Genomic DNA, 24,855 nt, shown 5'->3' on the forward strand with positions numbered 1-24,855 from the left:
TGAATCCTAACTCAAGTGCGCGCATATGACTTCTGCTCATAACACGGGGTTATGAAGCGACGTTGGTTTCCGGCAGGCTGCCGACATAGGTGTCGGGTTCGCGCACGATGGTCACGTCCGACTGCACCAGCAAAAACTGGTTGTCATCGAGTTTCCGTACGCGGTCGCCAATGGCCAGCTTATAAGTGGTGACAGGCACCGAGCCAGTGAGGCCGTCTGCCGACGGGGTGGATTCCTGGAACTCATGCACGGAATAAACACGGCCTTCCGCGTCTCTTGCATGGAACTGACCGACGAGTACTGCTGCCATCTGCTTAGAACCTCTGGGGATAAATCACTCAATTTGCGGCTCTGTAGACCGTGGTTGGGCGAGGTAAGTTTTCCTACAGGAAAAAAATAGTCAGGGGCGGCGTTTTTCAGTCGCCCACTGCTTGAATCGTCATCTATAACTACAAGCTCTTTCCATCGGACAGTCGAGAATCTTCCATGAGCAACGTCTATACGATCGCTGTACTGGTCGGCAGCTTGAGAAAGGAATCGATCAATCGCAAGGTGGCGCTGGCCCTGGCCGACCTGGCGCCTGCCAATCTCAAACTGGTTATCGTCGAAATCGGCGATCTGCCGCTCTACAACGAGGACATCGATGGTGCTTCACCGCCGGCAGCCTACAGCACTTTCCGGCAACAAGTGAGCTCATCCGACGCGGTGCTGTTCGTCACCCCCGAATACAACCGTTCGGTGCCTGCGCCGATGAAGAACGCGATCGATGTGGGTTCGCGTCCCTATGGCAAGAGTGCCTGGAGCGGCAAGCCCGGAGCGGTGATCAGCGCTTCGCCGGGCGCTATCGGTGGTTTTGGCGCCAACCATCACCTGCGCCAGTCCATGGTGTTTCTGGATGTGCATTGCATGCAGCAACCGGAAGCCTACTTGAGCGGCGCCGGTTCAGCGTTCGACGAGGCGGGTAACCTGTCCGAGTCGCTCAAACCGTTTTTGCAAAAATTCATCAATGCTTATGGACAGTGGGTTGAGCAGCATAAAAAGCAATGACGCTCATTTAGCCACGGAGCCGGCCACAGATCATCGATTCGATCTCCAGCAGCCATGCGGCGGTTTGCGCCGCCGCAGGTTGTGCGGTGATGCAATAACGGCGACCGCCCCAAGCCGTGATTAGCCAGGCATCAATGGTTGTTTCTGAAGGGCATACGGGCAAATCGGTACAGGCTGCGAAGGCTTCGCGCCACTTCTGCGACAGCTCCTGGAACGCTCGCCGGTGGTGTTTGGGTTCGGCGATCTGGTGTTCGAGGGTCATCAGTTCATAGTCGAACAACGGTTGCCTGGCCTCGAGCGGGTCACAGGTCAGGCGTATCAGACGGTTGGTCCGGGTCTGCCAATCCAGATCCGTGGGCTGTACGACCTGTTCATCCACCTGCTGCAACAGGTGCTCCAGGCAATGTCGGACGTAACCTGACAACAAGGCTTCCTTGCTCGGGAAATAGTCGTACAGCGTGCCTATGGCAACTCCTGCCTCCAGCGCCACCGCGCGCGTGGTCAACCCCGACCAGCCGTCGCGTTGCCAAATCCGAACAAATGCTTCGTAAATTGCCTCTACGGTGAAAATCGCCCGGGCCTGGCTCGGCCGTTTCAGCGGCTTTGCGCGGGGATTGAGGGTGGGCGCGATGCCCTTGTTGTTTCCGAACCCGCTCTTCATCGGCTGCCACTACTCTGGTGCTACCCGCCATTCACTCGCAGCAGGAGTCTGAAAGATGCAAAGTCCGAGCACGGTAACACGGCTGATCACCCGCAAAAACGCCCTTGACCAAAGCCGAATCGAGCAGGAGCAACGTAGCCTGATTCCGGCTGCCGGCGAGGTGATTTTCAAGATCGACCGGTGCGCGTTGACCACCAACAACATTACCTACGCGGCCTATGGCAATTCGATGAGCTACTGGGAGTTCTTTCCTACAGGGTTGGCGGAATGGGGACACGTCCCGGCGTGGGGCTTTGCTGATGTCATTGCGTCTGATGTGGCAGGTATCAAAGTCGGGGAGCGCTTCTACGGGTATTTTCCGATTGCCAGCCATCTGTGGATGCGCCCGGAACGGGTCACCGAGCGTGGTTTCTATGACGCCGCCGAGCATCGGCAGGCACTGACGTCGGCCTACAATCAATACACCCGTTGCAGCTGGGATTCGTACTACAGCCCAGAAACCGAAAACCTGCAGATTTTGCTCAAGCCGCTGTTCCTGACCTCGTCAATGCTGGCGGATTTCCTTCAGGACAAGCAGTTCTTTGGCGCGACCCGGCTGGTGTTCTCCAGCGCTTCGAGCAAAACCGCGTATGGCACGGCGGTCTGCCTGGAAAATCACCCTGACCTGGAGCGGGTGGCGTTGACCTCGATCGGCAACAAGGCGTTTGTCGAGAAGCTCGGTTGTTACGAGCGAACGGTGGCCTACGCAGAACTGGCGAGCCTGGCCAATGACCGCCCTACGTTGTATGTGGATTTTTCCGGCGACCTGGATTTACGGGATCAGGTGCACCAGCATTTTGCCGGGCAGTTGGTTTACAGCTGCTTCGCCGGTTCTGCGCAAAGCACCGATGAGGCTAGATTGACGGCCATTGAAGGGCCGCAGCCGGTGTTCTTTTTTGCGCCGATCCAGATCCGCAAGCGCAATACCGAGTGGGGGCCGGAAGGGGTCAGTCAGCATATTGGTGAGGGTTTGCAGCGTTTCTACCGGCAGTTGACCGCGACTGATAAACCGTTGCTGGAAGTGGTCGAGGACAAAGGCTATGAAGCTGCGCAGAGCGTGATTGCCCGGCTGTTCCACGGCCAGATCGCACCGATCGAGGGGCATGTGATTCGGCTATAGCACACCGATCTGTGGTAGCAGCTGCCGAGCCCGCGAGGCTGCGTTCGGCGACGCAGTCGTCGTGAAGTCAGGCACTGCGGTGTCCCAGGAATACCGCGTTCGCAGGGTTTACGACGACTGCGTCGCCGAACGCAGCCTCGCAGGCTCGGCAACTGCTACATCGACCCCGGTGTGTTTAGGGGAGGCAGCAAGTTTGGGCTTTACTCCGCTCGTGTGATCGGCTGGGGGTATTACTTCAAGGTCGGGATTGTGCTGACGGTGCCGGTGTTGTTGGTGACGTTGGCGGCGTTGGCATTGCGGTTATCGGTATAGACCGCGTCGGCTCCTTCGCGAGCTTGCTCGCGATAGGGCCAGCCCAGACGCTACAAAACTCAGCCACTGCCAGGAACGTTAGGCCAAAGATCCGCCACCAGAAACAGCCGCTCGGCTTCTTCCCAATCGCCCTGGGCGTTTTCTGTGAGTCGCACCAGCAACTGCGCCGGGGCCAGTGGCTCCAGATCGCTGAGCCAGGCATTCAGCTGCTCAGTGCTCCAGGTCTGCTCCATCGGATAGTGCGCCGGTGCCAGCCAGGCATGACGGGGCAGGGGTTGCCAGCGACCGAACGGACGCTGCACGACAAAGTCTGCCCAGTCCTTCTGATGCAGCCAGCTACCGCGTAAATGCTGGGGATGTGCGCCAGTCGGTGGCTCGGCCGGTCCCGGCCACGGATACAACAAATAGCCGCCCAGCCACAAATGAGCACTGAACTGCTGGATATCCAGCGCTGCCAATACTTCGCGGCTCTCCGGGCGCGCCGAAATCGGCAATTGATGCTGAGTCAGATGGGCCAGTTTGCGGTCCAGCCGATCGTGGCAACCGGGGCCGAGCCACTGCGCCGTGTCGTGTCCGTCGCCATTTTGCGGGCCAAGGTAAAGTTTGATCGCCAGTTCCAGATGGTGCACGCCGTCACGATCGCGCAGCAGCATGTCCAGCTCGCCCAACGTGTGGCCTTCGCGGCGGATCGGCATGTTGGCGGCAATCAGGTCGATACCCGGCGCGTGCCGCACGGCGTATTGCCAGAGGCGTTCGTAGTACAAGCCCAATCGCCGGGTCCGGGCCTGCGCCAGCCAGTGCAGCAAGTCATAACTGTCGTGATCGAGTTGCCGCAGCCACCGTTCCAGCCGCTCCGGCGCTTGTACCCAGTCACTTCCTGTCAGCGGGTGACGCTGCGGCCACGTCGTGACGCCAAGCATCGGCGGCGCGAGGATGACCCAGGCCAGGTCGCGCACTTCGGGGTGGCGCAACTGGTGGGGTAACTGCAGCAAATCGGGAAATAGGATCATCTTGCGAGCATAGCCTCAATCGTGAGTACACCGTTGTGGCTGAAAGGATTTTGTCTATCCCGCGCTTTCGCCCATAATCGTGTTTTTCGCCGCCGCGCAGGAACCTCATGGAGCAATTTCGTAATATCGGCATCATCGGTCGCCTGGGCAGTTCTCAGGTGCTGGATACCGTCCGCCGACTGAAACGGTTTCTGCTCGATCGTCACCTGCACGTGATCCTCGAAGACACCATCGCCGAAGTCTTGCCGGGTCATGGCTTGCAAACCTCGTCGCGCAAGATGCTCGGCGAAGTATGTGACATGGTGATTGTGGTCGGTGGTGACGGCAGCCTGCTCGGCGCCGCCCGCGCACTGGCCCGACACAATATTCCGGTGCTCGGCATCAACCGTGGCAGCCTGGGCTTCCTGACCGATATTCGCCCCGATGAGCTGGAAGTCAAAGTTGCCGAAGTGCTCGACGGCCACTATCTGGTCGAGAACCGCTTCCTGTTGCAAGCCGAAGTCCGCCGCCACGCCGAGGCCATTGGTCAGGGCGATGCGCTGAACGATGTGGTGCTGCACCCCGGCAAATCGACGCGGATGATCGAGTTCGAGTTGTACATCGATGGCCAGTTCGTCTGCAGCCAGAAGGCCGACGGCCTGATCGTCGCCACGCCGACCGGTTCGACTGCCTACGCGCTGTCGGCGGGCGGACCGATCATGCATCCCAAACTCGACGCTATTGTGATTGTGCCGATGTACCCCCATACCTTGTCGGGCAGGCCGATTGTGGTCGATGGCAACAGTGAGCTGAAAATCGTCGTGTCCAAAGATATGCAGATTTACCCGCAAGTCTCCTGTGACGGGCAGAATCATTTCACCTGCGCGCCGGGTGACACCATCACCATCAGCAAGAAGGCCCAGAAGCTGCGGCTGATTCACCCGCTCGACCACAACTACTATGAAGTCTGCCGGACCAAACTCGGCTGGGGCAGCAAGTTGGGTGGTGGAGGCGACTGATGCTCGATCCCGCGCGTAGCTACGACCTGATCGGTGACGTGCACGGTTGCGCTCTGACCCTTGAGCACTTGCTCGACCGGCTCGGTTATCAAAAACACGCTGGCGTCTGGCGGCATACGTCGCGTATGGCGGTGTTCGTCGGCGACATCATCGACCGCGGTCCGCGGATTCGCGAAGCGCTGCACATCGTTCACGACATGGTCGAAGCGGGTCAGGCGCTGTGCATCATGGGTAACCACGAATTCAACGCCCTCGGCTGGAGCACGCCGGCGCCTCCGGGCAGCGGCAAGCAGTTCGTGCGTGAACACACCCCGCGCCACGCCCGTTTGCTGAACGAAACCCTGACCCAGTTCGAAGACCATCCGGCTGACTGGCATGACTTCCTGCAATGGTTCTATGAGATGCCATTGTTCGTCGATGCCGGGCGTTTCCGCGTGGTGCATGCCTGCTGGGACGCGGGGTTGATCGAACCACTGCGAGCCCTGTTCCCCAACGGCTGCGTCGATGAACATTTCCTTCAGGCCTCGGCCGTACCGGGCAGTTTCGCCTGCACCGTGTTCGACCGCCTGCTGCGCGGCACTGACATGCGCTTGCCTCATGGTCTGACCATGACCAGCGGCGATGGCCTGACGCGTTCGTTCTTCCGCACCAAGTTCTGGGAAGACGACCCGCAAACCTACGGAGACATCGTGTTCCAGCCCGACGCCTTGCCCGAACCCGTGGCCCGGACGCCGCTGTCGTCCACTGAAAAGAACACTCTGCTGCGCTATGGCGTTGATGAGCCGCTGTTGTTCGTGGGCCATTACTGGCGCAGCGGCAAACCGGTGCCGATCCGGCCGAACCTGGCCTGCCTGGATTACAGCGCGGTGCTCTACGGCAAACTGGTCGCCTACCGCCTGGACCAGGAAACCCGTCTCGACCCGCATAAATTTGTCTGGGTCGATGTCGAGCGGCCGGAGGTGCTGCGATGAGTGCCGTTGCTGTTTTACGGCTGCCGCTGGCGGTGGACTTGAGCGGGTTCGTCAAACTGTTGCAGCGCATGCAGGTGCCGCATCGGGTCAGCGAAGAGGCGGGTGAGCAGGTGCTGTGGGTGCCGGCCAACATCAGCGAAGACGTGCGCACGTTGTACGAACGCTTCCCGGCCGGTGATCCCGATCAACAGCTGGACATTCCGGTGGCGCAAACCATAAAGCGCCCAAGTTTCGTCGAGCAACTGCGCCACGCCAAGGCGACAGCGTTCGTTTTGCTGCTGAGCCTGTTTGTCGGCGCGGTGACGCTGCTGGGCGAAAACCTCGACACGATGCGCTGGCTGACCTTCCTCGATTTCCGAGTTGTCGGCGAGTACATCCACTTCGTGCCATTGGCCGACAGTCTGGCAGCGGGGCAGTGGTGGCGTCTGGTGACGCCGATGCTGATCCACTTCGGCATCCTGCACCTGGCCATGAACGGCATGTGGTACTGGGAGCTGGGGCGGCGCATCGAGTCGCGCCAGGGCAGTATCAACCTGATCGGCCTGACATTGCTGTTCGGCCTGGTCTCGAATTACGCCCAGTTTGTTTTCAGTGGTCCGACGCTGTTTGGCGGCTTGTCCGGCGTGCTGTACGGCCTGCTCGGGCATTGCTGGATCTTTCAGCTGTTGTCGCCAAACCCGGCTTATCGTCTGCCGCGCGGCGTGCTGGTGATGATGCTGGTGTGGCTGCTGCTGTGCCTGTCCGGGCTGGTCTCGATGATCGGCTTCGGTGAAATTGCCAATGCGGCCCACGTCGGCGGGTTGCTCGTCGGATGCTTGACCGGTTTGTTGGGTGGTTTGTACAACCGCCGTAAACTGGCCGTCTAACTAGTTATGTCAATAAAGAGCGCGGAGCCCTTGATGTCCTCTTTTAACGAAATGATCAACAACATCACCCCCGATATCTACCAGAGCCTGAAACTGGCGGTGGAAATCGGTAAATGGTCCGACGGTGGCAAACTCACCGCCGAACAACGCGAACTGTCGCTGCAAGCGATGATCGCCTGGGAAATCCAGAACCTGCCCGAAGACCAGCGCACCGGTTACATGGGCGTGCAGGAGTGCGGCTCCAAGTCGATCGAAGTGCCGAACATCCTGTTCAAATCGGATGCCGTCCATTGATCGAGCTTGGCCGTGGTGCAATCAGCAAAATGTCGGCGCGCCTTGACGGGCCGAACGTGCAGTACGCGTTTCGCCTGGACGACGTCGAGGTGCCGGTCAATCCCTTGATCGGGACCACGGTGCGTCTGGAATACCTGGGCGCTATTCACTGCACCCATTGTGGACGCAAGACCAAAACCAGTTTCAGTCAGGGTTACTGCTACCCGTGCATGACCAAACTGGCCCAGTGCGACATCTGCATCATGAGCCCGGAGCGTTGCCACTACGACGCTGGCACCTGCCGTGAGCCGGAGTGGGGCGAGAAGTTCTGCATGACGGATCACATTGTGTATCTGTCCAATTCTTCGGGGGTGAAGGTCGGGATTACCCGCGCCACTCAGCTGCCGACCCGTTGGATCGATCAGGGTGCCCGTCAGGCCTTGCCAATCATGCGTGTCTCGACCCGTCAGCAGTCGGGCTTCGTCGAAGACCTGTTCCGCAGTCAGGTAGCGGACAAGACCAACTGGCGTGCTTTACTCAAGGGCGATGCGGTGTCGGTCGACCTGGCGCAGGTTCGTGATCAGCTGTTCGACAGTTGCGCCGAAGGATTGCAAAGTTTGCAGGAACGATTCGGCCTACAGGCGATCCAGACTATTGCCGATGTAGAAACGCTCGAAATCTGCTATCCGGTCGAGCAATACCCGGCCAAAATCGTCAGCTTTAACCTGGACAAGAATCCGATCGCCGAAGGCACGCTGTTGGGAATCAAGGGCCAGTACCTGATTTTCGACACTGGCGTAATCAATATTCGTAAATACACGGCCTACCAGCTCGCCGTGCATCAGTAAGGACTCCAGCATGCGCACCGAACAACCGAAGATGATCTACCTGAAGGACTATCAGGCGCCCGAGTACCTGATCGACGAGACGCACCTGACCTTCGAGTTGTACGAGGACCACAGCCTGGTCCATGCGCAACTGGTGATGCGCCGCAATCCTGAACGTGGCCCGGGTTTGCCGCCGCTGGTGCTGGATGGTCAGCAGCTTGAATTGCTGTCTGTGTCCCTGGCTGATCGCGAGTTGGCCGAAGCGGACTACCAACTGACCGAAAATCACCTGACCCTGCACCCGACCAGCACCACCTTCACGGTCGACACCAGCGTCAAGATCCACCCGGAAACCAACACTGCGCTGGAAGGCCTATACAAATCCGGCACGATGTTCTGCACCCAGTGCGAGGCCGAAGGCTTCCGCAAGATCACCTATTACCTCGACCGTCCGGACGTGATGAGCACGTTCACCACCACGGTCGTCGCTGAACAGCACAGCTATCCAGTGCTGCTGTCCAACGGCAACCCGATTGCCAGCGGTCCGGGCGAAGACGGCCGGCACTGGGCGACCTGGGAAGATCCGTTCAAGAAACCGGCCTACCTGTTCGCGTTGGTGGCCGGCGATTTGTGGTGCGTCGAAGACACCTTCACCACCATGACCGATCGCTCCGTGGCGCTGCGCATTTATGTCGAGCCGGAAAACATCGACAAGTGCCAGCACGCCATGAACAGCCTGAAGAAATCCATGCGCTGGGACGAAGAGGTGTACGGTCGCGAGTACGACCTGGACATCTTCATGATCGTCGCGGTCAACGACTTCAACATGGGCGCCATGGAGAACAAGGGCCTCAACATCTTCAACTCCAGCGCCGTACTGGCCCGCGCTGAAACCGCGACCGACGCCGCGCACCAGCGGGTCGAAGCGATCGTCGCCCACGAGTACTTCCACAACTGGTCGGGCAACCGCGTGACCTGCCGCGACTGGTTTCAGTTGTCGCTGAAGGAAGGCTTCACCGTGTTCCGCGATTCGGGCTTCTCCGCCGACATGAACTCGGCCACGGTCAAGCGCATCCAGGACGTGGCCTACCTGCGCACCCACCAGTTCGCCGAAGATGCTGGTCCCATGGCTCACGCCGTGCGCCCGGACAGCTTCATCGAGATTTCCAACTTCTACACCCTGACCGTGTACGAAAAGGGTTCGGAAGTGGTCGGCATGATCCACACCTTGCTCGGCGCCGAAGGCTTCCGCAAAGGCAGCGACCTGTACTTCGAACGCCATGACGGCCAGGCCGTGACTTGCGACGACTTCATCAAGGCCATGGAAGACGCCAACGGTGTCGACCTGACCCAGTTCAAACGCTGGTACAGCCAGGCTGGCACACCGCGTTTGGCGGTCAGCGAGTCTTACGACGCGGCGGCGAAAACCTACAGCCTGACGTTCCGTCAAAGCTGCCCGGCAACCCCGGACAAGGTCGAGAAACTGCCGTTCGTGATTCCGGTCGAGTTGGGCCTGCTGGACGCCAAAGGTGCGGTCATTGCGTTGCGTCTTTCCGGTGAAGCCAGCGCTCAGGGCACCTCTCGGGTCATTTCGGTGACCGAAGCCGAGCAGACATTCACCTTCATCGACATCGCGGAACATCCATTGCCTTCGTTGCTGCGTGGCTTCTCTGCGCCGGTGAAACTGAGCTTCCCGTACAACCGCGATCAGCTGATGTTCCTGATGCAGCACGACAGCGACGGCTTCAACCGCTGGGATGCGGGTCAGCAATTGTCGGTTCAGGTGCTGCAAGAGCTGATTGTCCAGCAGCAGAAAGGCGAGAAACTGGTGCTGGATCAGCGTCTGGTTTCTGCCTTGCGCACCGTGCTGTCTGACGAGACGCTGGATCAGGCGATGGTCGCGGAAATGCTTTCGCTGCCGGGCGAGGCGTATCTGACCGAGATCAGCGAAGTGGCTGACGTTGACGCCATTCACATCGCTCGCGAGTTTGCTCGTAAACAATTGGCAGAAGGTTTGTTCGAAGCGTTGTGGCTGCGTTATCAGGCCAATCGCGATCTCTCGAAGAAAACCCCGTATGTAGCCGAGGCCGAGCACTTCGCTCGTCGCGCATTGCAGAACATTGCGCTGTCGTACCTGATGCTCATCGGTAAACCGGAAGTGGTGGCGGCGACGCTTGAGCAGTTCGAGACCAGCGACAACATGACCGAGCGTCTGACGGCGTTGGCGGTGCTGGTCAATTCGTCGTTCGAAGAAGAGAAGGCCACGGCACTGGCGAGTTTTGCCGAGCACTTCAAGGACAACCCGCTGGTCATGGATCAGTGGTTCAGCGTCCAGGCGGGCAGCGTGTTGCCTGGTGGTCTGGAGCGGGTCAAGGCGTTGATGCAGCATCCGGCATTTAATATCAAGAACCCGAACAAGGTGCGGGCGCTGGTGGGGGCGTTTGCCGGGCAGAACCTGATCAATTTCCATGCGGCTGATGGTTCGGGTTATCGGTTCCTCGCGGATTTGGTGATCGAGCTGAACGGGTTTAATCCGCAGATCGCTTCTCGGCAGTTGGCGCCGCTGACTCGCTGGCGCAAGTATGACGATGCGCGTCAGGGGTTGATGAAAGGTGAGCTGGAGCGGATTCGCGCTTCGGGTCAGTTGTCCAGCGATGTGTTCGAGGTAGTCAGCAAAAGCCTGGCCTGACTCTGGGTTCGCTCCTGCAGTGGTTCACCTGAACCCTGTAGGAGCTGAGCTTGCTCGCGATGGCGGCCTTAGATCCGAACGGGATTTTTGATGGTGTACATATCCATTGCTGCGGTAACGGCCACTTAGGGTTTCGCCCTTACGGCGACTCACTTTTTTTTCAAACGCCAAAAAAAAGTAAGCAAAAAAAGGCTCGCCCCGAGCGTCCGGCTCCTCGCTTAGGCTCGGCGTTCCTTCGCTCCGGCATTCATCTGGGGGCATCGCCTCCGGTCGGCTTCGCTTCGACCTCCTCTCGATGTGTTCGACTGCGTCGAACGGCGCTGCGCGCCTACCCCCCAGATGAACACCTCCACTCAGCCTCCCGATGGGGCGGGCAAAGCAAGATCAAAATCAAAAGCTGCTGGCGAGCTAACGCTCGGCCTGTTGAGTGGTGAAGGGCGGGTGTACACCCATTCCCTGTAGGAGCTGTCGAGTGAAACGAGGCTGCGATCTTTTGATCTGGCTGTGGCTGTGGCTTTAGATGTTGATCCTGCTTTTGATCTTTCGCCCCTTCGGCAGGCCGAGCGTAGGTGTTCATCAGGGGGTTAGGCGCGTAGCGCCGTGTGGCGAAGCCGCACACATCGAGAGGAGGTCGTCGCGAAGCAGACCGGAGGCGATGCCCCCTGATGGGCACCGTAGCGAGGGAACGCGGAGCTTTAGCGAGGCGCCGTACGCCGGGGCGAAGCCTTTTGGTTCCTTTTTGGCGTTTGAAAAAGGGACTCGCTGTAAGAGCGAAACCATAAGCCGCCGTTACCGCAGCAACGGATATACACACCAACCAATCACCGCACCTGATACCCAAACATTCAGCCAACCCGCATATCGCCCAGGTTAACAAAACATAACGTGGCGTCGATTGTCAGACCTTTCCAAACCCCGATAGGATAAGCCAGCTTCCGAAGGGGCTCTAGATTGCGTATTTCAGGACTATGCTCCAGAAAAGGCAATCGCAAAGAGCACCCTTATGGCGCCCAGAAAGGTTGAACGGCCTAACAATAATAATGGGGGAAGGTCTATGAGTGAGCCTGTCATGGGTGTGGGTATCTGCCGCCCGCTGGCATTACGCAAATTCGCGTTGCTGGCTACAGCGCTCTCGCTGTTGGGCTGTGCCGTGCTGTCGGCACCTGTGCTGGCCGCTGCTGCGCCAGCATCCGACATTGTTTATTCCGTTGAATCTGCCAAAGCCAGCAAGAGCCTGATGCTCGACGTCGTGCACGCCGGCAAGCGTCTGGTGGCGGTCGGGGATCGCGGGCACATTTTGTATTCCGATGACCAGGGCGCGACCTGGACCCAAGCCAAGGTGCCGACCCGGCAACTGCTGACGTCGGTGTTTTTCGTCGATGATAAACACGGTTGGGCCGTCGGCCATGATGCGCAGATCCTCGCGAGCGAGGACGGCGGTGTCACCTGGACCAAGCAATTCGAAGATCTGAAACGCGAATCGCCGCTGCTCGACGTCTGGTTCCAGGACGTCAATAGCGGCTTTGCCGTGGGCGCTTACGGCGCGTTGCTGGCAACCACCGATGGCGGCAAGAACTGGGAAGATGTCAGCGATCGCCTCGACAACGAAGACCAGTACCACCTCAACGCCATCGCCGCGGTCAAGGATTCCGGTCTGTTCATCGTCGGCGAGCAGGGCAGCATGTTCCGCTCCGCCGACTGGGGCCAGACCTGGGAGAAGCTTGAAGGTCCATACGAAGGTTCACTGTTCGGCGTGATCGGCACCGCTCAAGCCAACACGCTGCTGGCCTACGGGCTGCGCGGCAATCTGTTTCGCTCCACCGATTTCGGCACGACCTGGGAGCCGGTTGAACTCAAGGCCGCTCGCGGTGCACTGGAGTTCGGTCTGTCCGGCGCGACGCTGCTCGACAACGGTTCCATCGTGATCGTCGGCAACGGTGGCTCGGTGATCCGCAGCGACGACAACGGCGAAACCTTCAGCGTGTTCAACCGTCCGGATCGCATTTCCGTTTCGGCAGTCACCGCAGCGGGCAACGGCAATCTGATTCTGGCAGGACAGGGCGGCGTTCGCGTCACCTCGCCAACCGGCGCCGGTGCAGAAAATGGAAAAAACGGGTCGTCCAAATGAGCCGGGCAAATAATAAGAAGGCGGGTCTATGACATCCTTGAGCAGTCATCATCAAGACAAGGCGACGTTTCTTGAACGCCTGATTTTCAACAACCGCCCGGCAGTGATCACCATCTGCCTGCTGGTGAGTATTTTCCTGTTCTGGCAGGCGACCCTGATCCGGCCGTCCACCAGTTTCGAAAAAATGATCCCGCTCGAGCATCCGTTCATTCAAAAGATGATGGAGCACCGCAACGATCTGGCGAACCTGGGTAACACGGTGCGGATTTCCGTCGAAGCCACTGACGGCGACATTTTCTCCAAGGAGTACATGGAGACGCTGCGTCAGATCAACGACGAGGTGTTCTACATTTCCGGTGTTGACCGTTCCGGTCTCAAGTCGCTGTGGAGCCCGAGCGTACGCTGGACCGAAGTGACAGAGGAGGGCTTCGCCGGTGGTGAAGTAATCCCGCAGAGCTACAACGGCTCCCAGCAAAGCCTCGACCTGTTGCGCAACAACGTACTCAAGTCAGGTCAGGTCGGGCGTCTGGTGGCCAACGACTTCAAGTCGAGCATTGTCGATATCCCGCTGCTGGAGTCCTACCCGGACCCGCAGGACCAAGGCAAGTTGCTGGCGCTGGACTATCGCAAGTTCTCTCACGAACTCGAAGACAAGATCCGCAACAAATTCGAAGCCCAGAACCCCAACGTGCAGATCCACATCGTCGGTTTCGCCAAGAAAGTCGGCGACCTGATCGATGGCCTGGTCATGGTGGTGATGTTCTTCGGAGTCGCCTTCATCATCACGTTGATCCTGCTCTACTGGTTCACCAACTGCATGCGCAGCACCGTGGCGGTGTTGAGTACGACGCTGGTTGCGGTGGTCTGGCAGCTGGGCTTGATGCACTTCTTTGGCTTCGGGCTCGATCCCTACTCGATGCTGGTGCCGTTCCTGATTTTCGCCATTGGTATTTCCCACGGCGTGCAAAAGATCAACGGTATCGCCTTGCAGTCCAGTGAGGCAGACAACGCCTTGACTGCCGCGCGACGCACGTTCCGTCAGCTGTTCCTGCCGGGGATGATTGCGATCCTCGCGGATGCGGTGGGTTTCATCACGCTGCTGATCATCGATATCGGCGTGATTCGTGAGCTGGCCATCGGCGCGTCCATCGGCGTGGCAGTGATCGTGTTCACCAACCTGATCTTGCTGCCAGTGGCGATTTCCTACGTTGGCATCAGCAAGCGCGCCGTTGAGCGCAGCAAGAAAGACGCGCACCGCGAGCATCCGTTCTGGCGCCTGCTGTCGAACTTTGCCAGCCCGAAAGTCGCCCCGGTCTCCATTGCTCTGGCACTGATCGCCTTCGGCGGCGGCCTCTGGTACAGCCAGAACCTGAAAATCGGTGACCTCGATCAGGGTGCTCCGGAGCTGCGCCCGGACTCGCGCTACAACAAGGACAACAACTTCATCATCAGCAACTATTCCACCAGTTCCGACGTGTTGGTGGTGATGGTCAAGACCAAGTCTGAAGGCTGCTCGCGCCACGAAGCCATGGCGCCGATCGACGAGCTGATGTGGAAGATGCAGAACACCGAGGGCGTGCAGTCGGCGATCTCGCTGGTGACCGTGTCCAAGCAGATGATCAAGGGCATGAACGAGGGCAACCTGAAATGGGAAACCCTGTCGCGTAACCCGGACGTGCTGAACAACTCGATCGCCCGGGCTGATGGCCTGTACAACAACAGTTGTTCCCTGGCGCCGGTGCTGGTGTTCCTCAACGATCACAAGGCCGCCACGCTGGATCGCGCCGTGCATGCGGTGCAAGACTTCGCCAAGGAGAACAACAAGGAAGGCCTGGAATTCATCCTCGCCGCCGGTAACGCCGGGATCGAGGCCGCCACCAACGAGGTGATCAAGGAATCCGAGCTGACCATCCTGATCCTGGTGTACATCTGCGTGGCGACCATGTGCATGATCACCTTCCGTTCCTGGGCGGCGACGCTGTGCATCGTGCTGCCGCTGGTCCTGACCTCGGTACTCGGTAACGCCCTGATGGCCTTCATGGGCATTGGCGTGAAAGTCGCGACCCTGCCGGTTGTGGCACTCGGGGTGGGGATTGGCGTGGATTACGGGATCTACATCTACAGCCGTCTGGAAAGCTTCCTGCGTGCTGGTCTTCCGTTGCAGGAAGCCTATTACCAGACGCTGAAATCCACCGGTAAAGCCGTGTTGTTCACCGGTCTGTGCCTGGCGATCGGCGTGTGCACCTGGATCTTCTCGGCCATCAAGTTCCAGGCCGACATGGGCCTGATGCTGACCTTCATGTTGCTCTGGAACATGTTTGGCGCACTGTGGCTGTTGCCGGCATTGGCGCGGTTCCTGATCAAACCGGAGAAACTGGCGGGGCAGAAGGGCAATTCGCTGTTTGCTCACTGATCCCAGGCTGAAATAGAAAAGCCGCAACCATGGTTGCGGCTTTTTTACATCTCGAATTTCACTCCGAACCCAATGTGGGAGCGGGCTTGCTCGCGAAGGCGGTCTACCATTCAACACCTGTGCTGACTGACACGCCGCCTTCGCGAGCAAGCCCGCTCCCACATTGGATTTGTAATGATTATGAGGGATCAGTACCCAACACCGCATTCAACGCACTACGCGCATCATCCAGCTGCACCAACGTCGCATGCCGCGCACCCAGTGCATCACGATTCTCGATCGCCGTCAGAATCGCCTTGTGCCGGGGCAATGCCAGTTCATGCAGATTCGGTCGCTGGTTGGAATGCTTCAAAGCTTCGGCAATCGCCACCGACAGCATGTTGCACAGGTTGGCCAGCAAGTCGTTATGGGTCGCATCGGCAATCCGGCTATGGAAATCCAGGTCCGGTTGCAAGAGCGCTTCGGGGGTCGGTGCGGCTTCCATACGTTGGTAGGCTTCACCGATGGAGGCGATGTCAGCGTCCGTGGCGAACTGCGCGGCGAGGGCGGCCGCAGCAGGTTCAATGATGCTGCGCACGCTGGTCAGCAAATCGAAGAATTCATTTTGCGGGCTGCTTTGCATCAGCCAGTGCAGCACATCGGGATCGAGCATGTGCCATTCCTTGCGCTGCTTGACCACCGTGCCCACCCGCGGACGGGAATACACCAGACCCTTGGCGACCAAAACCCGGGTGGCTTCGCGCAGGACCGGCCGGCTGACCGCGTACTCCTCGCACAACAGGGCTTCGGCGGGCAGTTTGTCACAGGGCTTGAAGCGTCCGGAAACGATCTGCATGCCCAGTTCCTGGACGATGCGCGAGTGCATGCTTTTGCGGTCGGAGGGTTTGCGGTAATCCATGGGGAGCTGCGCGATCCTGTGGGATGGGGTGCCGCGCATGATAACAGGCGCGAGCGGTGGGCGATCCAGCCCTTTGATGATCATTCCCACGCTCTGCGTGGGAATGCCTCAAGGGACGCTCCGCGTCCCCGCGCGGGAAGTGACGCGGAGCGTCACGGGCTGCATTCCCACGCAGAGCGTGGGAACGATCGGTGGGGGGATTAGTGAGAGTGGCGGGGAACTTCAGAACCACGGCAGCCGACCAGGAAGTCGAAATCGCAACCCTGATCCGCCTGCAACACATGATCAATGTACAGCTGACGATAGCCACCCACGATCAACTGCTGCGGTGGCTGCAGATCAGCCATGCGCACCGCCAGTTCGGCGTCGGGAATGTCCAGGTGCAGACGACCGTTGGCGCAATCGAGCTCAATCCAGTCACCTTCCTTCACCGTCGCCAAAGGTCCGCCAGCGGCCGCTTCCGGGGCCACGTGCAGAACGACAGTGCCGTACGCCGTGCCGCTCATGCGCGCATCGGAAATGCGCACCATGTCCGTCACGCCTTGGGCCAGCAGTTTGGCCGGCAAGCCCATGTTGCCGACTTCGGCCATGCCCGGATAACCCTTCGGACCGCAGTTTTTCATCACCAGAATCGAGTTGGCATCCACATCCAGCTCCGGATCGTTGATCCGCGCCTTGTACATGTCGAAGTTCTCGAACACCACCGCACGCCCGCGATGTTGCATCAGTTCGGCGCTGGCGGCTGAAGGCTTAAGCACCGCACCCAGTGGAGCAAGGTTGCCGCGCAGCACACAGATGCCGCCGTCGGCGCGAATCGGGTTGTCGAGGGTGCGGATCACTTCGTCCTGGCCATAGATCGGTGCGTCCTTGGTGTTCTCGCCGAGGGTCTTGCCGTTGACGGTCAGGGCATTCGGATTCGGAATCAGGTTAGCTTCACCCAGACGACGCAGCACCGCTGGCAGGCCGCCGGCGTAGTAGAACTCTTCCATCAGGAAACGTCCGGACGGTTGCAGGTCGACGATGGTCGGCATGCCGCGACCGATGCGGGTCCAGTCATCCAGGTCCAGCTCCACACCGATGCGCCCGGCAATGGCTTTCAAATGGATCACGGCGTTGGTTGAGCCACCGATAGCGGCGTTCACCCGAATGGCGTTTTCGAAGGCTTCTTTGGTGAGGATTTTCGACAGCTTCAAGTCTTCGCGAACCATCTCCACCGCGCGCATGCCGGACATGTGCGCCAGCACATAACGACGCGCATCGACGGCAGGAATCGCCGCGTTGTGGGGCAGGGAAGTGCCCAGTGCTTCAGCCATGCAGGCCATGGTCGACGCGGTGCCCATGGTGTTACACGTACCGGCCGAGCGGGACATGCCACCCTCGGCCGCAAGGAAATCGTCAATGGTGATGGTGCCAGCCTTGACCTGTTCGCTGAGCTGCCAGACCACGGTGCCCGAGCCAATGTCCTGACCCTTGTGCTTGCCGTTGAGCATCGGCCCGCCGGTGACGACGATCGCCGGCACGTCGCAACTGGCCGCGCCCATCAACAACGCCGGGGTGGTCTTGTCGCAACCGGTCAGCAGCACAACACCGTCAATCGGGTTGCCGCGAATCGCTTCTTCGACGTCCATGCTCGCCAGGTTGCGGGTGAGCATGGCGGTCGGACGCAGGTTCGACTCGCCGTTGGAGAACACCGGGAATTCCACGGGAAAGCCCCCAGCCTCGATCACCCCACGTTTGACGTGCTCCGCAATCTGGCGGAAATGCGCGTTGCACGGGGTCAGTTCCGACCAGGTGTTGCAGATGCCGATGATCGGCTTGCCGTGGAACTGGTGGTCGGCGATGCCCTGATTCTTCATCCAGCTGCGGTACATGAAGCCGTTCTTGTCGGCAGTGCCAAACCATTGGGCGGAGCGCAGGGTGGGTTTCTTATCAGACATGATCGGTTCTCTTATTGTATGACTATATTGTTCGAGATGAGGCGTAACATAAGCGCAAATTCGGCTGTTTGGAAGTGTTGTTGCGTAAATAGTATTACTATATAGTCCGTTTCAACGGAGGGATTGCCCTGGCGGTTTTCCGCGAGAGGCGTCCCCCGAGGTTCTATAACAACAACAATCGGAGACCGATCTCATGAGCCAGGAACTGCGGCTTATTCGTCGCATTACGCTGAAACTGATTCCCTTCCTGATCCTGCTGTACCTGATCGCCTATGTGGATCGCTCCGCCGTAGGCTTCGCCAAATTGCACATGGGCGCCGACCTCGGCATCGGTGACGCGGCTTACGGCTTGGGTGCCGGGCTGTTTTTCATTGGCTATTTCCTGCTGGAAATCCCCAGCAACCTGATGCTCGAACGCTTTGGCGCGCGGCGCTGGTTCGCGCGGATCATGGTCACCTGGGGCGCCATCACCATCGGTATGGCCTTCGTCCAGGGGCCGCACAGTTTCTATGTGATGCGCTTTCTGCTCGGCGCGGCGGAAGCCGGGTTCTTTCCGGGTGTTCTCTACTACATCACCCAGTGGTTCCCGGTGCGCCATCGCGGCAAGATCCTCGGGTTATTCATCCTTTCCCAACCCATCGCCATGTTGATCACCGGCCCGGTGTCCGGCGGTCTGCTCGGCATGGACGGCATTCTTGGCCTGCATGGCTGGCAGTGGCTGTTCATCGTCATCGGCGCCCCGGCGATCCTATTGACCTGGCCGGTGCTGCGTTGGCTGCCGGATGGTCCGAAACAGGTGAAGTGGATGGACCAGGCCGAAAAGGACTGGCTGACCGGCGAACTGAAAAAGGATCTTGAGGAATACGGCCAGACCCGCCACGGCAATCCGTTGCACGCCCTCAAGGACAAACGTGTCTTGCTGCTGGCGTTGTTCTATCTGCCGGTGACCCTGAGCATCTACGGCCTGGGCTTGTGGCTGCCGACCCTGATCAAGCAGTTCGGTGGCACGGATTTGGTGACTGGCTTCGTGTCGTCGGTGCCGTACATCTTCGGGATCATCGGGTTGCTGATCATTCCGCGCAGTTCCGACCGCTTGAATGATCGCTACGGCCACTTGGCGGTGCTTTACGTGTTGGGTGCCATCGGCCTGTTCCTCAGCGCGTGGCTAACGGTGCCGGTGCTGCAACTGGCGGCGTTGTGCCTGGTGGCCTTCGCGCTGTTTTCCTGCACCGCGGTGTTCTGGACCTTGCCGGGCCGCTTCTTTGCCGGCGCCAGTGCGGCGGCCGGAATCGCCTTGATCAACTCGGTGGGCAACCTCGGCGGCTACATCGGTCCGTTCGTGATCGGCGCGCTCAAGGAATACACCGGCAACCTGGCTTCGGGCCTGTACTTCTTGTCCGGTGTGATGGTGTTCGGGTTGGTGTTGACCGGCGTGGTTTATCGCCTGCTGGAACGCAAGCACGTGCTGCCGGCCGACCAGTTCGCTGCCAGCGCCCGTGGAGCGACCCGCACCTGAATCTGAGGATTAACACCAATCAACTGTGGGAGCGGGCTTGCTCGCGAAGAGGCCGTCACATTCAACATCAATGGCGACTGACACTGCGCCTTCGCGAGCAAGCCCGCTCCCACATTAGCCTTGTGGTGTTTTGAAGAATTGTTTACAGGAGAAAATCCATGCGTTTAGTTCAGTTCGAATTGAGTAACGGCGAGCGCCGGGTGGGCGTGATCGAAGACAGTCAGGTGCGCGAAGTTCAAGACGCGCGCACGGTTCGCGACCTGGCGTTGGCCGCGATCGAGGCGGGCGTCAATCTTGAGCAACAGGTGAAAACCCAGGGCCTGAGCATCAGCCATGACTATGCAGAACTGTTGGCCACGTTGCGCATCCTGCCACCGCTGGATCACCCGGACCCGGCGCACATGCTGGTCAGCGGCACGGGCCTGACCCATCTGGGCAGTGCGTCGGCTCGGGACAAGATGCATCAGCAAGTCGGCGACGAAGCGGCGATGACCGACACCATGCGCATCTTCAAATGGGGCGTGGAGGGCGGCAAACCGACGGCGGGGCAGGCCGGCGTACAACCGGAATGGTTCTACAAGGGCGACGGCAGCATCGTCGTGCGTCCGGGCCATCCGTTCCCGCTGCCACCGTTTGCCGAAGACGCGGGGGAGGAGCCGGAACTCAGCGGTCTTTATGTCATCGGCCACGACGGCAAACCGTATCGCCTCGGTTTTGCCGTGGGCAACGAGTTCTCCGATCACGTGATGGAACGCAAAAATTACCTGTACCTGGCGCACTCCAAATTGCGCAGTTGCAGTTATGGCCCGGAACTTCGGGTCGGTGAACTGCCGGAGCATCTGGCAGGCACCAGCCGCATCCTGCGTGACGGTGAAGTGCTGTGGCAGAACGAGTTTCTCAGCGGCGAGGCCAACATGTGCCACAGCCTGGAAAACCTCGAGTACCACCATTTCAAGTACAGCCAGTTCCTGCGTCCGGGCGATGTGCACATTCACTTCTTCGGCACTGCGACCCTGTCCTTTGCCGACGGCATTCGCATTCAGCCGGGTGACGTGTTCGAGATCAGTCAGGCCGAGTTCGGTGCACCGTTGATCAACGGGATTGCACCGGTTGAAGCGGCGTTCGAGCCCGGCACCGTCGGCACCCTTTAAGGAGACTCCTATGACCCAGATTCTTGGGCACAACTTCATCGGCGGCCAGCGCGCCGCGGCTGGCACCATCATCGTCAACAGCGTTGATGCCAGCACGGGCGATCAGCTGCCTTACAGTTTCCACCAGGCCACTTTTGAAGAGGTCGACTGTGCCGCCAAAGCTGCCGCCGGCGCCTATCCGGTCTACCGCAGCCTGAGTGCCGCCAAACGTGCCGAGTTCCTCGACGCGATTGCCGATGAACTGGACGCGCTGGGTGATGACTTTGTAGCACTGGTCTGCCGCGAAACCGCGCTGCCAGCGGCACGCATTCAAGGCGAACGCGGCCGCACCAGCGGCCAGATGCGCCTGTTCGCCAAGGTGCTGCGTCGCGGTGATTTCTACGGCGCGCGGATTGATCAGGCACTGCCGGAGCGCCAACCGCTGCCGCGTCCGGACCTGCGCCAATACCGCATCGGCCTTGGGCCAGTCGCGGTGTTTGGTGCGAGCAACTTTCCGTTGGCGTTCTCCACCGCGGGCGGCGACACCGCGTCAGCGTTGGCCGCCGGTTGCCCGGTGGTGTTCAAGGCGCACAGCGGTCACATGGCCACCGCTGAACGGGTGGCCGACGCGATCATCCACGCCGCAGAAAAAACCGGCATGCCGGCCGGCGTGTTCAACATGATCTACGGCGGTGGGGTCGGCGAAGCGCTGGTCAAGCATCCGGCGATTCAGGCGGTAGGCTTTACTGGTTCGCTCAAGGGCGGCCGTGCGTTGTGTGACATGGCTGCCGCACGTGCGCAGCCGATTCCGGTGTTCGCCGAGATGTCGAGTATCAACCCGGTGATCGTTTTGCCGCAGGCACTGCAAGTTCGCGCCGAATCGGTCGCCCGTGACCTGACCGCTTCGGTGGTTCAGGGCTGTGGTCAGTTCTGCACCAATCCCGGTTTGGTGATCGGTATTCGCTCTCCGCAGTTCAGCGCGTTCGTGCAACAGGTGGCGGGCCTGGTCGGCGATCAGCCGGCGCAAACCATGCTCAATGCCGGGACCCTGAGCAGCTATGGCAAAGGCCTGCAAAAACTCCTCGCGCATCCGGGCATCGAGCATCTGGTCGGCCAGCCACAGCAGGGCAATCTGGCTCAGCCGCAGCTGTTCAAGGCCGATGTAAGCCTGTTGATCAATGGCGATGAAGTGCTGCAGGAAGAAGTGTTTGGCCCGACCACGGTGTTCGTCGAAGTCGCCGATCAGGCGCAACTCAGCGCCGCGTTGAATGGTCTGCATGGGCAGCTGACGGCGACGATCATTGGCGAACCGGCGGATTTCGAACAGTTCGCTGAGCTGACGCCGTTGTTGGAACAGAAGGTCGGGCGGATCCTGCTCAACGGTTATCCGACCGGCGTGGAAGTCTGCGATTCGATGGTCCATGGCGGGCCGTATCCGGCAACTTCCGATGCGCGCGGCACGTCGGTGGGCACGCTGGCCATCGACCGTTTCCTGCGTCCGGTATGCTTCCAGAACTACCCCGACAGCCTGCTGCCGGATGCGTTGAAGAATGCTAACCCATTGCGCATTCAACGCCTGGTGGACGGCCAACCGTCCCGCGAAGCGTTGTAATCCTGTGACTGATCGTTCCCACGCTCTGCGTGGGAATGCAGCCCGGGACGCTCCGCGTCCCTTCAAAGCCGAACGCAGAGCGTCCGAAGAGGCATTCCCACGCAGAGCGTGGGAACGATCATTGCGGTGTGATGAGCTATCATTGCGTCTTTCCCATTCAAAGATTGACTGCCATGACTGCCCCAACCGACACCTTGCTCGCCATCCTCGAACACTGCGATATGGTGGAAATCGACGGGCTACACGCCTTCGAATTCTCCCTCGATGAAGACGATAACCTGCACATCGAATGCCTGGACGGTCGTGTGTCCAAGCACTGGGAGTTCACCCCGGCCGAAGTCGAGGCCGCGACCTTCGATCCAACCCTGCAAAGCTGGCTGATCACCGGCAGTTCCGGCGAGCACCGGTTGGTGTGCATGACCGCGTTCCGCGGTGATGACGACGAGGAAGTGAATGAGGATGCGTAAGCTCTGGCCACTGTTGATGGCCGGCAGCTTCGGCGCGATGGGCTTTCAGGTTGCGTCGGCCGACGACTATCAGTTGCTGGTCGGCTCCTACACAGCCGGTCAGAGCCAGGGGATTTATCGCCTGAACTTCGACAGCGTTACCGGGCAGATCGATGCCAAGCCGCTGCAAGTGGTCAAGAGCGAAAACCCATCCTGGCTGACTCTGTCCAAGGATCAGCGTCACCTGTTCGTGGTCAACGAAAACGGCCCGGGACAGACCGATCCGGTAGGGTGCGTCAGCAGTTATGCGATTGATCCCAAAACTCATGAACTGAGCCTGATCAATCAGGTGCAAAGCCTGGGCAACGAGCCGACTCATTCGAGCCTCGGCGTTGAAGCCAGTCACCTGTTTGTCAGCAACTATTCGGTGTCTGAAGATCCGGGCGGCACCCTGGCGGTATTGCCGGTGGACGCCGACGGCAAACTCAAACCCGTGGTGCAGATGAGCAGCCATCCATCGAGCCGGGTCAATCCCGAGCGGCAGATGTCGGCGCACGTGCATTCCACGGTTTCGTCGCCGGACGGTAAGTATGTGTTCTCCAATGACCTGGGCGCCGACAAGATCTTTGCCTACCGCTTCGACCCCAAGGCCAACCCGGAACTGCCCTTGATCGCCGCTACACCGGCGTCTGTCCAGTTGCCACCCGGCAGCGGGCCGCGTCATCTGCTGTTCAGCGCCGATGGCAAGCACGCGTGGCTGACCATGGAAATGAGTGCGCAGGTTGCGGTGTTCGATTACAAGGACGGCCAACTCAAGCAAACGCAAATGGTCGAGTTGGCGACGGGTCAGCCCGTTTCGGACAAGGCAGCCGCTGCGCTTCACGCGTCGCGCGATGGCAAGTTCCTCTACGTCAGCAACCGTGGCACCGCCAATCAGCTGCTGGTGTTTTCCATCGATCCTGCGAGCGGGCACCTCAAGGAGCTGCAGCGCCGTTCCGTTGAAGGTGATCACCCGCGTGAGTTCAGCCTCGATCCGAGTGGCAAGTTCTTGTTGATCGCCAATCAGAAAAGCAACCAGATTGTCGTCGTCGAACGCGATTCAAAGACAGGCCTGCTGGGTAAAACCGTGCAAAAACTGCCGATGGACGCCCCGAGCGACCTCAAGTTCATGGTGCGTCAATAGGCCGCAGGCCCCGGTTGATGGGGCCTGCATCCTTCTATTAATGACGCTGATATCTGCTAATGCTACAAAAGATTTCAAGGCGCCAACCTCGAAGGTTAAGTTTGCTTCACGGCCCCACCGGGCAAGCAAGCCAACTGAATCTGAGGAACACCGCCATGAACTTCAATCTCTTCTCCGTAATCGCTGCTTCTGCAATCTCCGCCACCGTTGCTCTGCCAGCCAGCGCCAACGTTGAAATCAGCGACAAAAAATCCCACGCCCAAAGCTACACCCAGAAATACCTGCAACAGAGTGCCAACTTTTACGCGGCTCTGGATCACAAGACCCAAGCCTGAAATTTGACCCCTGCACCCTTTATGCAGGAGCGAAGTCACTTGCGCCGATCGAGCTGAAACGCTTCGAGAAACCTGAGTGATGTCGCTCCTGCATAACGCGTTTACGACAGCATCATATTGCTATCAATGTATTGCTTGATATCACATGGCCATAAGTTTAAATTTGACGCTGATTTTTTGACTCCTTCTCATGATAAGGATCGACAGCATGGCAATGCGTCTGGCCGTGGTTCTTCTGTTTCTCTATTCCACCCCCATTCTTTCGGCTGCCCAGCCCGTTCCAGACGAGCCGGATGCGGCCCGCGAGCGCATGATGAGTTTTATTGAAGACTGAAATAGTCTGGCTTAATGATCAACGAAGCTGATGGTCACTATGGATAACCCTGAGTGGTTATCACCGCTTTTTTGATCGATTCTGTGGGCATCGAAACATGCCTGCGGAGA

The 24,855-nt window shown here is 59.4% G+C and carries 22 protein-coding genes and 1 pseudogene; 18 read left to right on the plus strand and 5 right to left on the minus strand.

Features of this window, described 5'->3' with window-relative positions; all coding sequences use genetic code 11:
* Positions 1-49 precede the first annotated feature (49 nt).
* Complete coding sequence (locus tag CKW16_RS09900; protein ID WP_095128250.1) at positions 50-310, minus strand: hypothetical protein; 261 nt, start codon at positions 308-310, stop codon at positions 50-52.
* A gap of 176 nt (positions 311-486) precedes the next feature.
* Here CKW16_RS09900 and CKW16_RS09905 point away from each other — a divergent pair, with 176 nt between their 5' ends.
* Positions 487-1,047 (plus strand): NADPH-dependent FMN reductase, encoded by a 561-nt coding sequence (locus CKW16_RS09905; protein ID WP_095128251.1) that lies wholly within the window; start codon positions 487-489, stop codon positions 1,045-1,047.
* Positions 1,048-1,054: 7 nt separating this feature from the next.
* Here the strand turns inward: CKW16_RS09905 and CKW16_RS09910 are convergent, their stop codons facing one another.
* Positions 1,055-1,708, minus strand: coding sequence for a TetR/AcrR family transcriptional regulator (locus CKW16_RS09910; RefSeq protein ID WP_095128252.1), 654 nt, complete (start codon positions 1,706-1,708; stop codon positions 1,055-1,057).
* A gap of 55 nt (positions 1,709-1,763) precedes the next feature.
* On the opposite strand from CKW16_RS09910, the gene CKW16_RS09915 reads away from it, so the two are divergent.
* Together CKW16_RS09915 and CKW16_RS31755 are read left to right on the plus strand one after the other, a co-directional pair.
* The gene (locus CKW16_RS09915) at positions 1,764-2,867 is read left to right on the plus strand and encodes a DUF2855 family protein (RefSeq protein WP_095128253.1); all 1,104 of its coding nucleotides are present in this window, start codon (positions 1,764-1,766) and stop codon (positions 2,865-2,867) included.
* 216 nt (positions 2,868-3,083) lie between these two features.
* A pseudogene (locus tag CKW16_RS31755) lies at positions 3,084-3,179 on the plus strand (ArsB/NhaD family transporter); the annotation flags it as partial.
* Between the two features lie 59 nt (positions 3,180-3,238).
* Here the strand turns inward: CKW16_RS31755 and CKW16_RS09920 are convergent.
* Complete coding sequence (locus CKW16_RS09920; RefSeq protein WP_095128254.1) at positions 3,239-4,189, minus strand: DUF1853 family protein; 951 nt, start codon at positions 4,187-4,189, stop codon at positions 3,239-3,241.
* Positions 4,190-4,296: 107 nt separating this feature from the next.
* Here CKW16_RS09920 and CKW16_RS09925 point away from each other — a divergent pair, with 107 nt between their 5' ends.
* The 8 genes from CKW16_RS09925 to CKW16_RS09970 all read left to right on the plus strand — a co-directional run bounded on the left by CKW16_RS09925 (position 4,297) and on the right by CKW16_RS09970 (position 15,354).
* Positions 4,297-5,187, plus strand: coding sequence for an NAD(+) kinase (locus CKW16_RS09925; protein ID WP_007906781.1), 891 nt, complete (start codon positions 4,297-4,299; stop codon positions 5,185-5,187).
* Entirely contained in the window at positions 5,187-6,158 is a 972-nt protein-coding gene (locus CKW16_RS09930) for a metallophosphoesterase (RefSeq protein WP_095128255.1), read from the plus strand. The genes CKW16_RS09925 and CKW16_RS09930 overlap by 1 nt, the downstream gene beginning before the upstream one ends.
* Positions 6,155-7,024, plus strand: coding sequence for a rhomboid family intramembrane serine protease (locus tag CKW16_RS09935; protein WP_095128256.1), 870 nt, complete (start codon positions 6,155-6,157; stop codon positions 7,022-7,024). The genes CKW16_RS09930 and CKW16_RS09935 overlap by 4 nt, the downstream gene beginning before the upstream one ends.
* A 33-nt stretch (positions 7,025-7,057) precedes the next feature.
* The gene (locus CKW16_RS09940) at positions 7,058-7,318 is read left to right on the plus strand and encodes a YeaC family protein (protein ID WP_008152127.1); all 261 of its coding nucleotides are present in this window, start codon (positions 7,058-7,060) and stop codon (positions 7,316-7,318) included.
* Positions 7,315-8,145, plus strand: coding sequence for a DUF2797 domain-containing protein (locus tag CKW16_RS09945; RefSeq protein ID WP_095128257.1), 831 nt, complete (start codon positions 7,315-7,317; stop codon positions 8,143-8,145). The genes CKW16_RS09940 and CKW16_RS09945 overlap by 4 nt, the downstream gene beginning before the upstream one ends.
* A 10-nt stretch (positions 8,146-8,155) precedes the next feature.
* Entirely contained in the window at positions 8,156-10,813 is a 2,658-nt protein-coding gene (pepN, locus tag CKW16_RS09950) for an aminopeptidase N (protein ID WP_095128258.1), read from the plus strand.
* Positions 10,814-11,867: 1,054 nt separating this feature from the next.
* Positions 11,868-12,941: a YCF48-related protein gene (locus tag CKW16_RS09965; RefSeq protein WP_095128259.1), complete on the plus strand. Its 1,074-nt coding sequence runs from the start codon at positions 11,868-11,870 to the stop codon at positions 12,939-12,941.
* A 28-nt stretch (positions 12,942-12,969) separates the two neighbouring features.
* Positions 12,970-15,354, plus strand: coding sequence for an RND family transporter (locus CKW16_RS09970; RefSeq protein WP_095128260.1), 2,385 nt, complete (start codon positions 12,970-12,972; stop codon positions 15,352-15,354).
* Positions 15,355-15,532: 178 nt separating this feature from the next.
* On the opposite strand, the gene CKW16_RS09975 is transcribed toward CKW16_RS09970, so the two are convergent.
* Positions 15,533-16,252, minus strand: a complete 720-nt coding sequence (locus CKW16_RS09975) for a FadR/GntR family transcriptional regulator (protein ID WP_176471536.1) — start codon at positions 16,250-16,252, stop codon at positions 15,533-15,535.
* Positions 16,253-16,452: 200 nt separating this feature from the next.
* A complete protein-coding gene (locus tag CKW16_RS09985) occupies positions 16,453-18,189 on the minus strand; it encodes an IlvD/Edd family dehydratase (protein WP_095128261.1) in 1,737 nt (578 codons plus the stop codon).
* A 193-nt stretch (positions 18,190-18,382) separates the two neighbouring features.
* Between CKW16_RS09985 and CKW16_RS09990 the strand changes: the two genes are divergently transcribed.
* The 7 genes from CKW16_RS09990 to CKW16_RS32495 all read left to right on the plus strand — a co-directional run bounded on the left by CKW16_RS09990 (position 18,383) and on the right by CKW16_RS32495 (position 24,745).
* Positions 18,383-19,705, plus strand: a complete 1,323-nt coding sequence (locus CKW16_RS09990; protein ID WP_076030998.1) for an MFS transporter — start codon at positions 18,383-18,385, stop codon at positions 19,703-19,705.
* Between the two features lie 158 nt (positions 19,706-19,863).
* Positions 19,864-20,856, plus strand: coding sequence for an AraD1 family protein (gene araD1 / locus CKW16_RS09995; RefSeq protein ID WP_095128262.1), 993 nt, complete (start codon positions 19,864-19,866; stop codon positions 20,854-20,856).
* Between the two features lie 10 nt (positions 20,857-20,866).
* Entirely contained in the window at positions 20,867-22,447 is a 1,581-nt protein-coding gene (locus CKW16_RS10000) for an aldehyde dehydrogenase (NADP(+)) (protein ID WP_095128263.1), read from the plus strand.
* A gap of 173 nt (positions 22,448-22,620) precedes the next feature.
* Positions 22,621-22,914 carry a DUF5629 family protein gene (locus CKW16_RS10005; protein WP_095128264.1) on the plus strand — a complete coding sequence of 98 codons (294 nt, stop codon included), beginning with the start codon at positions 22,621-22,623 and terminating at the stop codon, positions 22,912-22,914.
* A complete protein-coding gene (locus CKW16_RS10010; RefSeq protein WP_095128265.1) occupies positions 22,907-24,076 on the plus strand; it encodes a lactonase family protein in 1,170 nt (389 codons plus the stop codon). The genes CKW16_RS10005 and CKW16_RS10010 overlap by 8 nt, the downstream gene beginning before the upstream one ends.
* Positions 24,077-24,231: 155 nt before the next feature.
* Entirely contained in the window at positions 24,232-24,411 is a 180-nt protein-coding gene (locus CKW16_RS10015) for a hypothetical protein (protein WP_008030101.1), read from the plus strand.
* Positions 24,412-24,619: 208 nt separating this feature from the next.
* On the plus strand, positions 24,620-24,745 hold the full coding sequence (locus tag CKW16_RS32495; RefSeq protein ID WP_256580464.1) for a hypothetical protein: 126 nt from the start codon (positions 24,620-24,622) through the stop codon (positions 24,743-24,745).
* The last annotated feature ends 110 nt before the right edge of the window (positions 24,746-24,855 follow it).

The sequence above is a fragment of the Pseudomonas sp. Irchel s3h14 genome (assembly GCF_900187425.1).
GTDB lineage: Bacteria > Pseudomonadota > Gammaproteobacteria > Pseudomonadales > Pseudomonadaceae > Aquipseudomonas.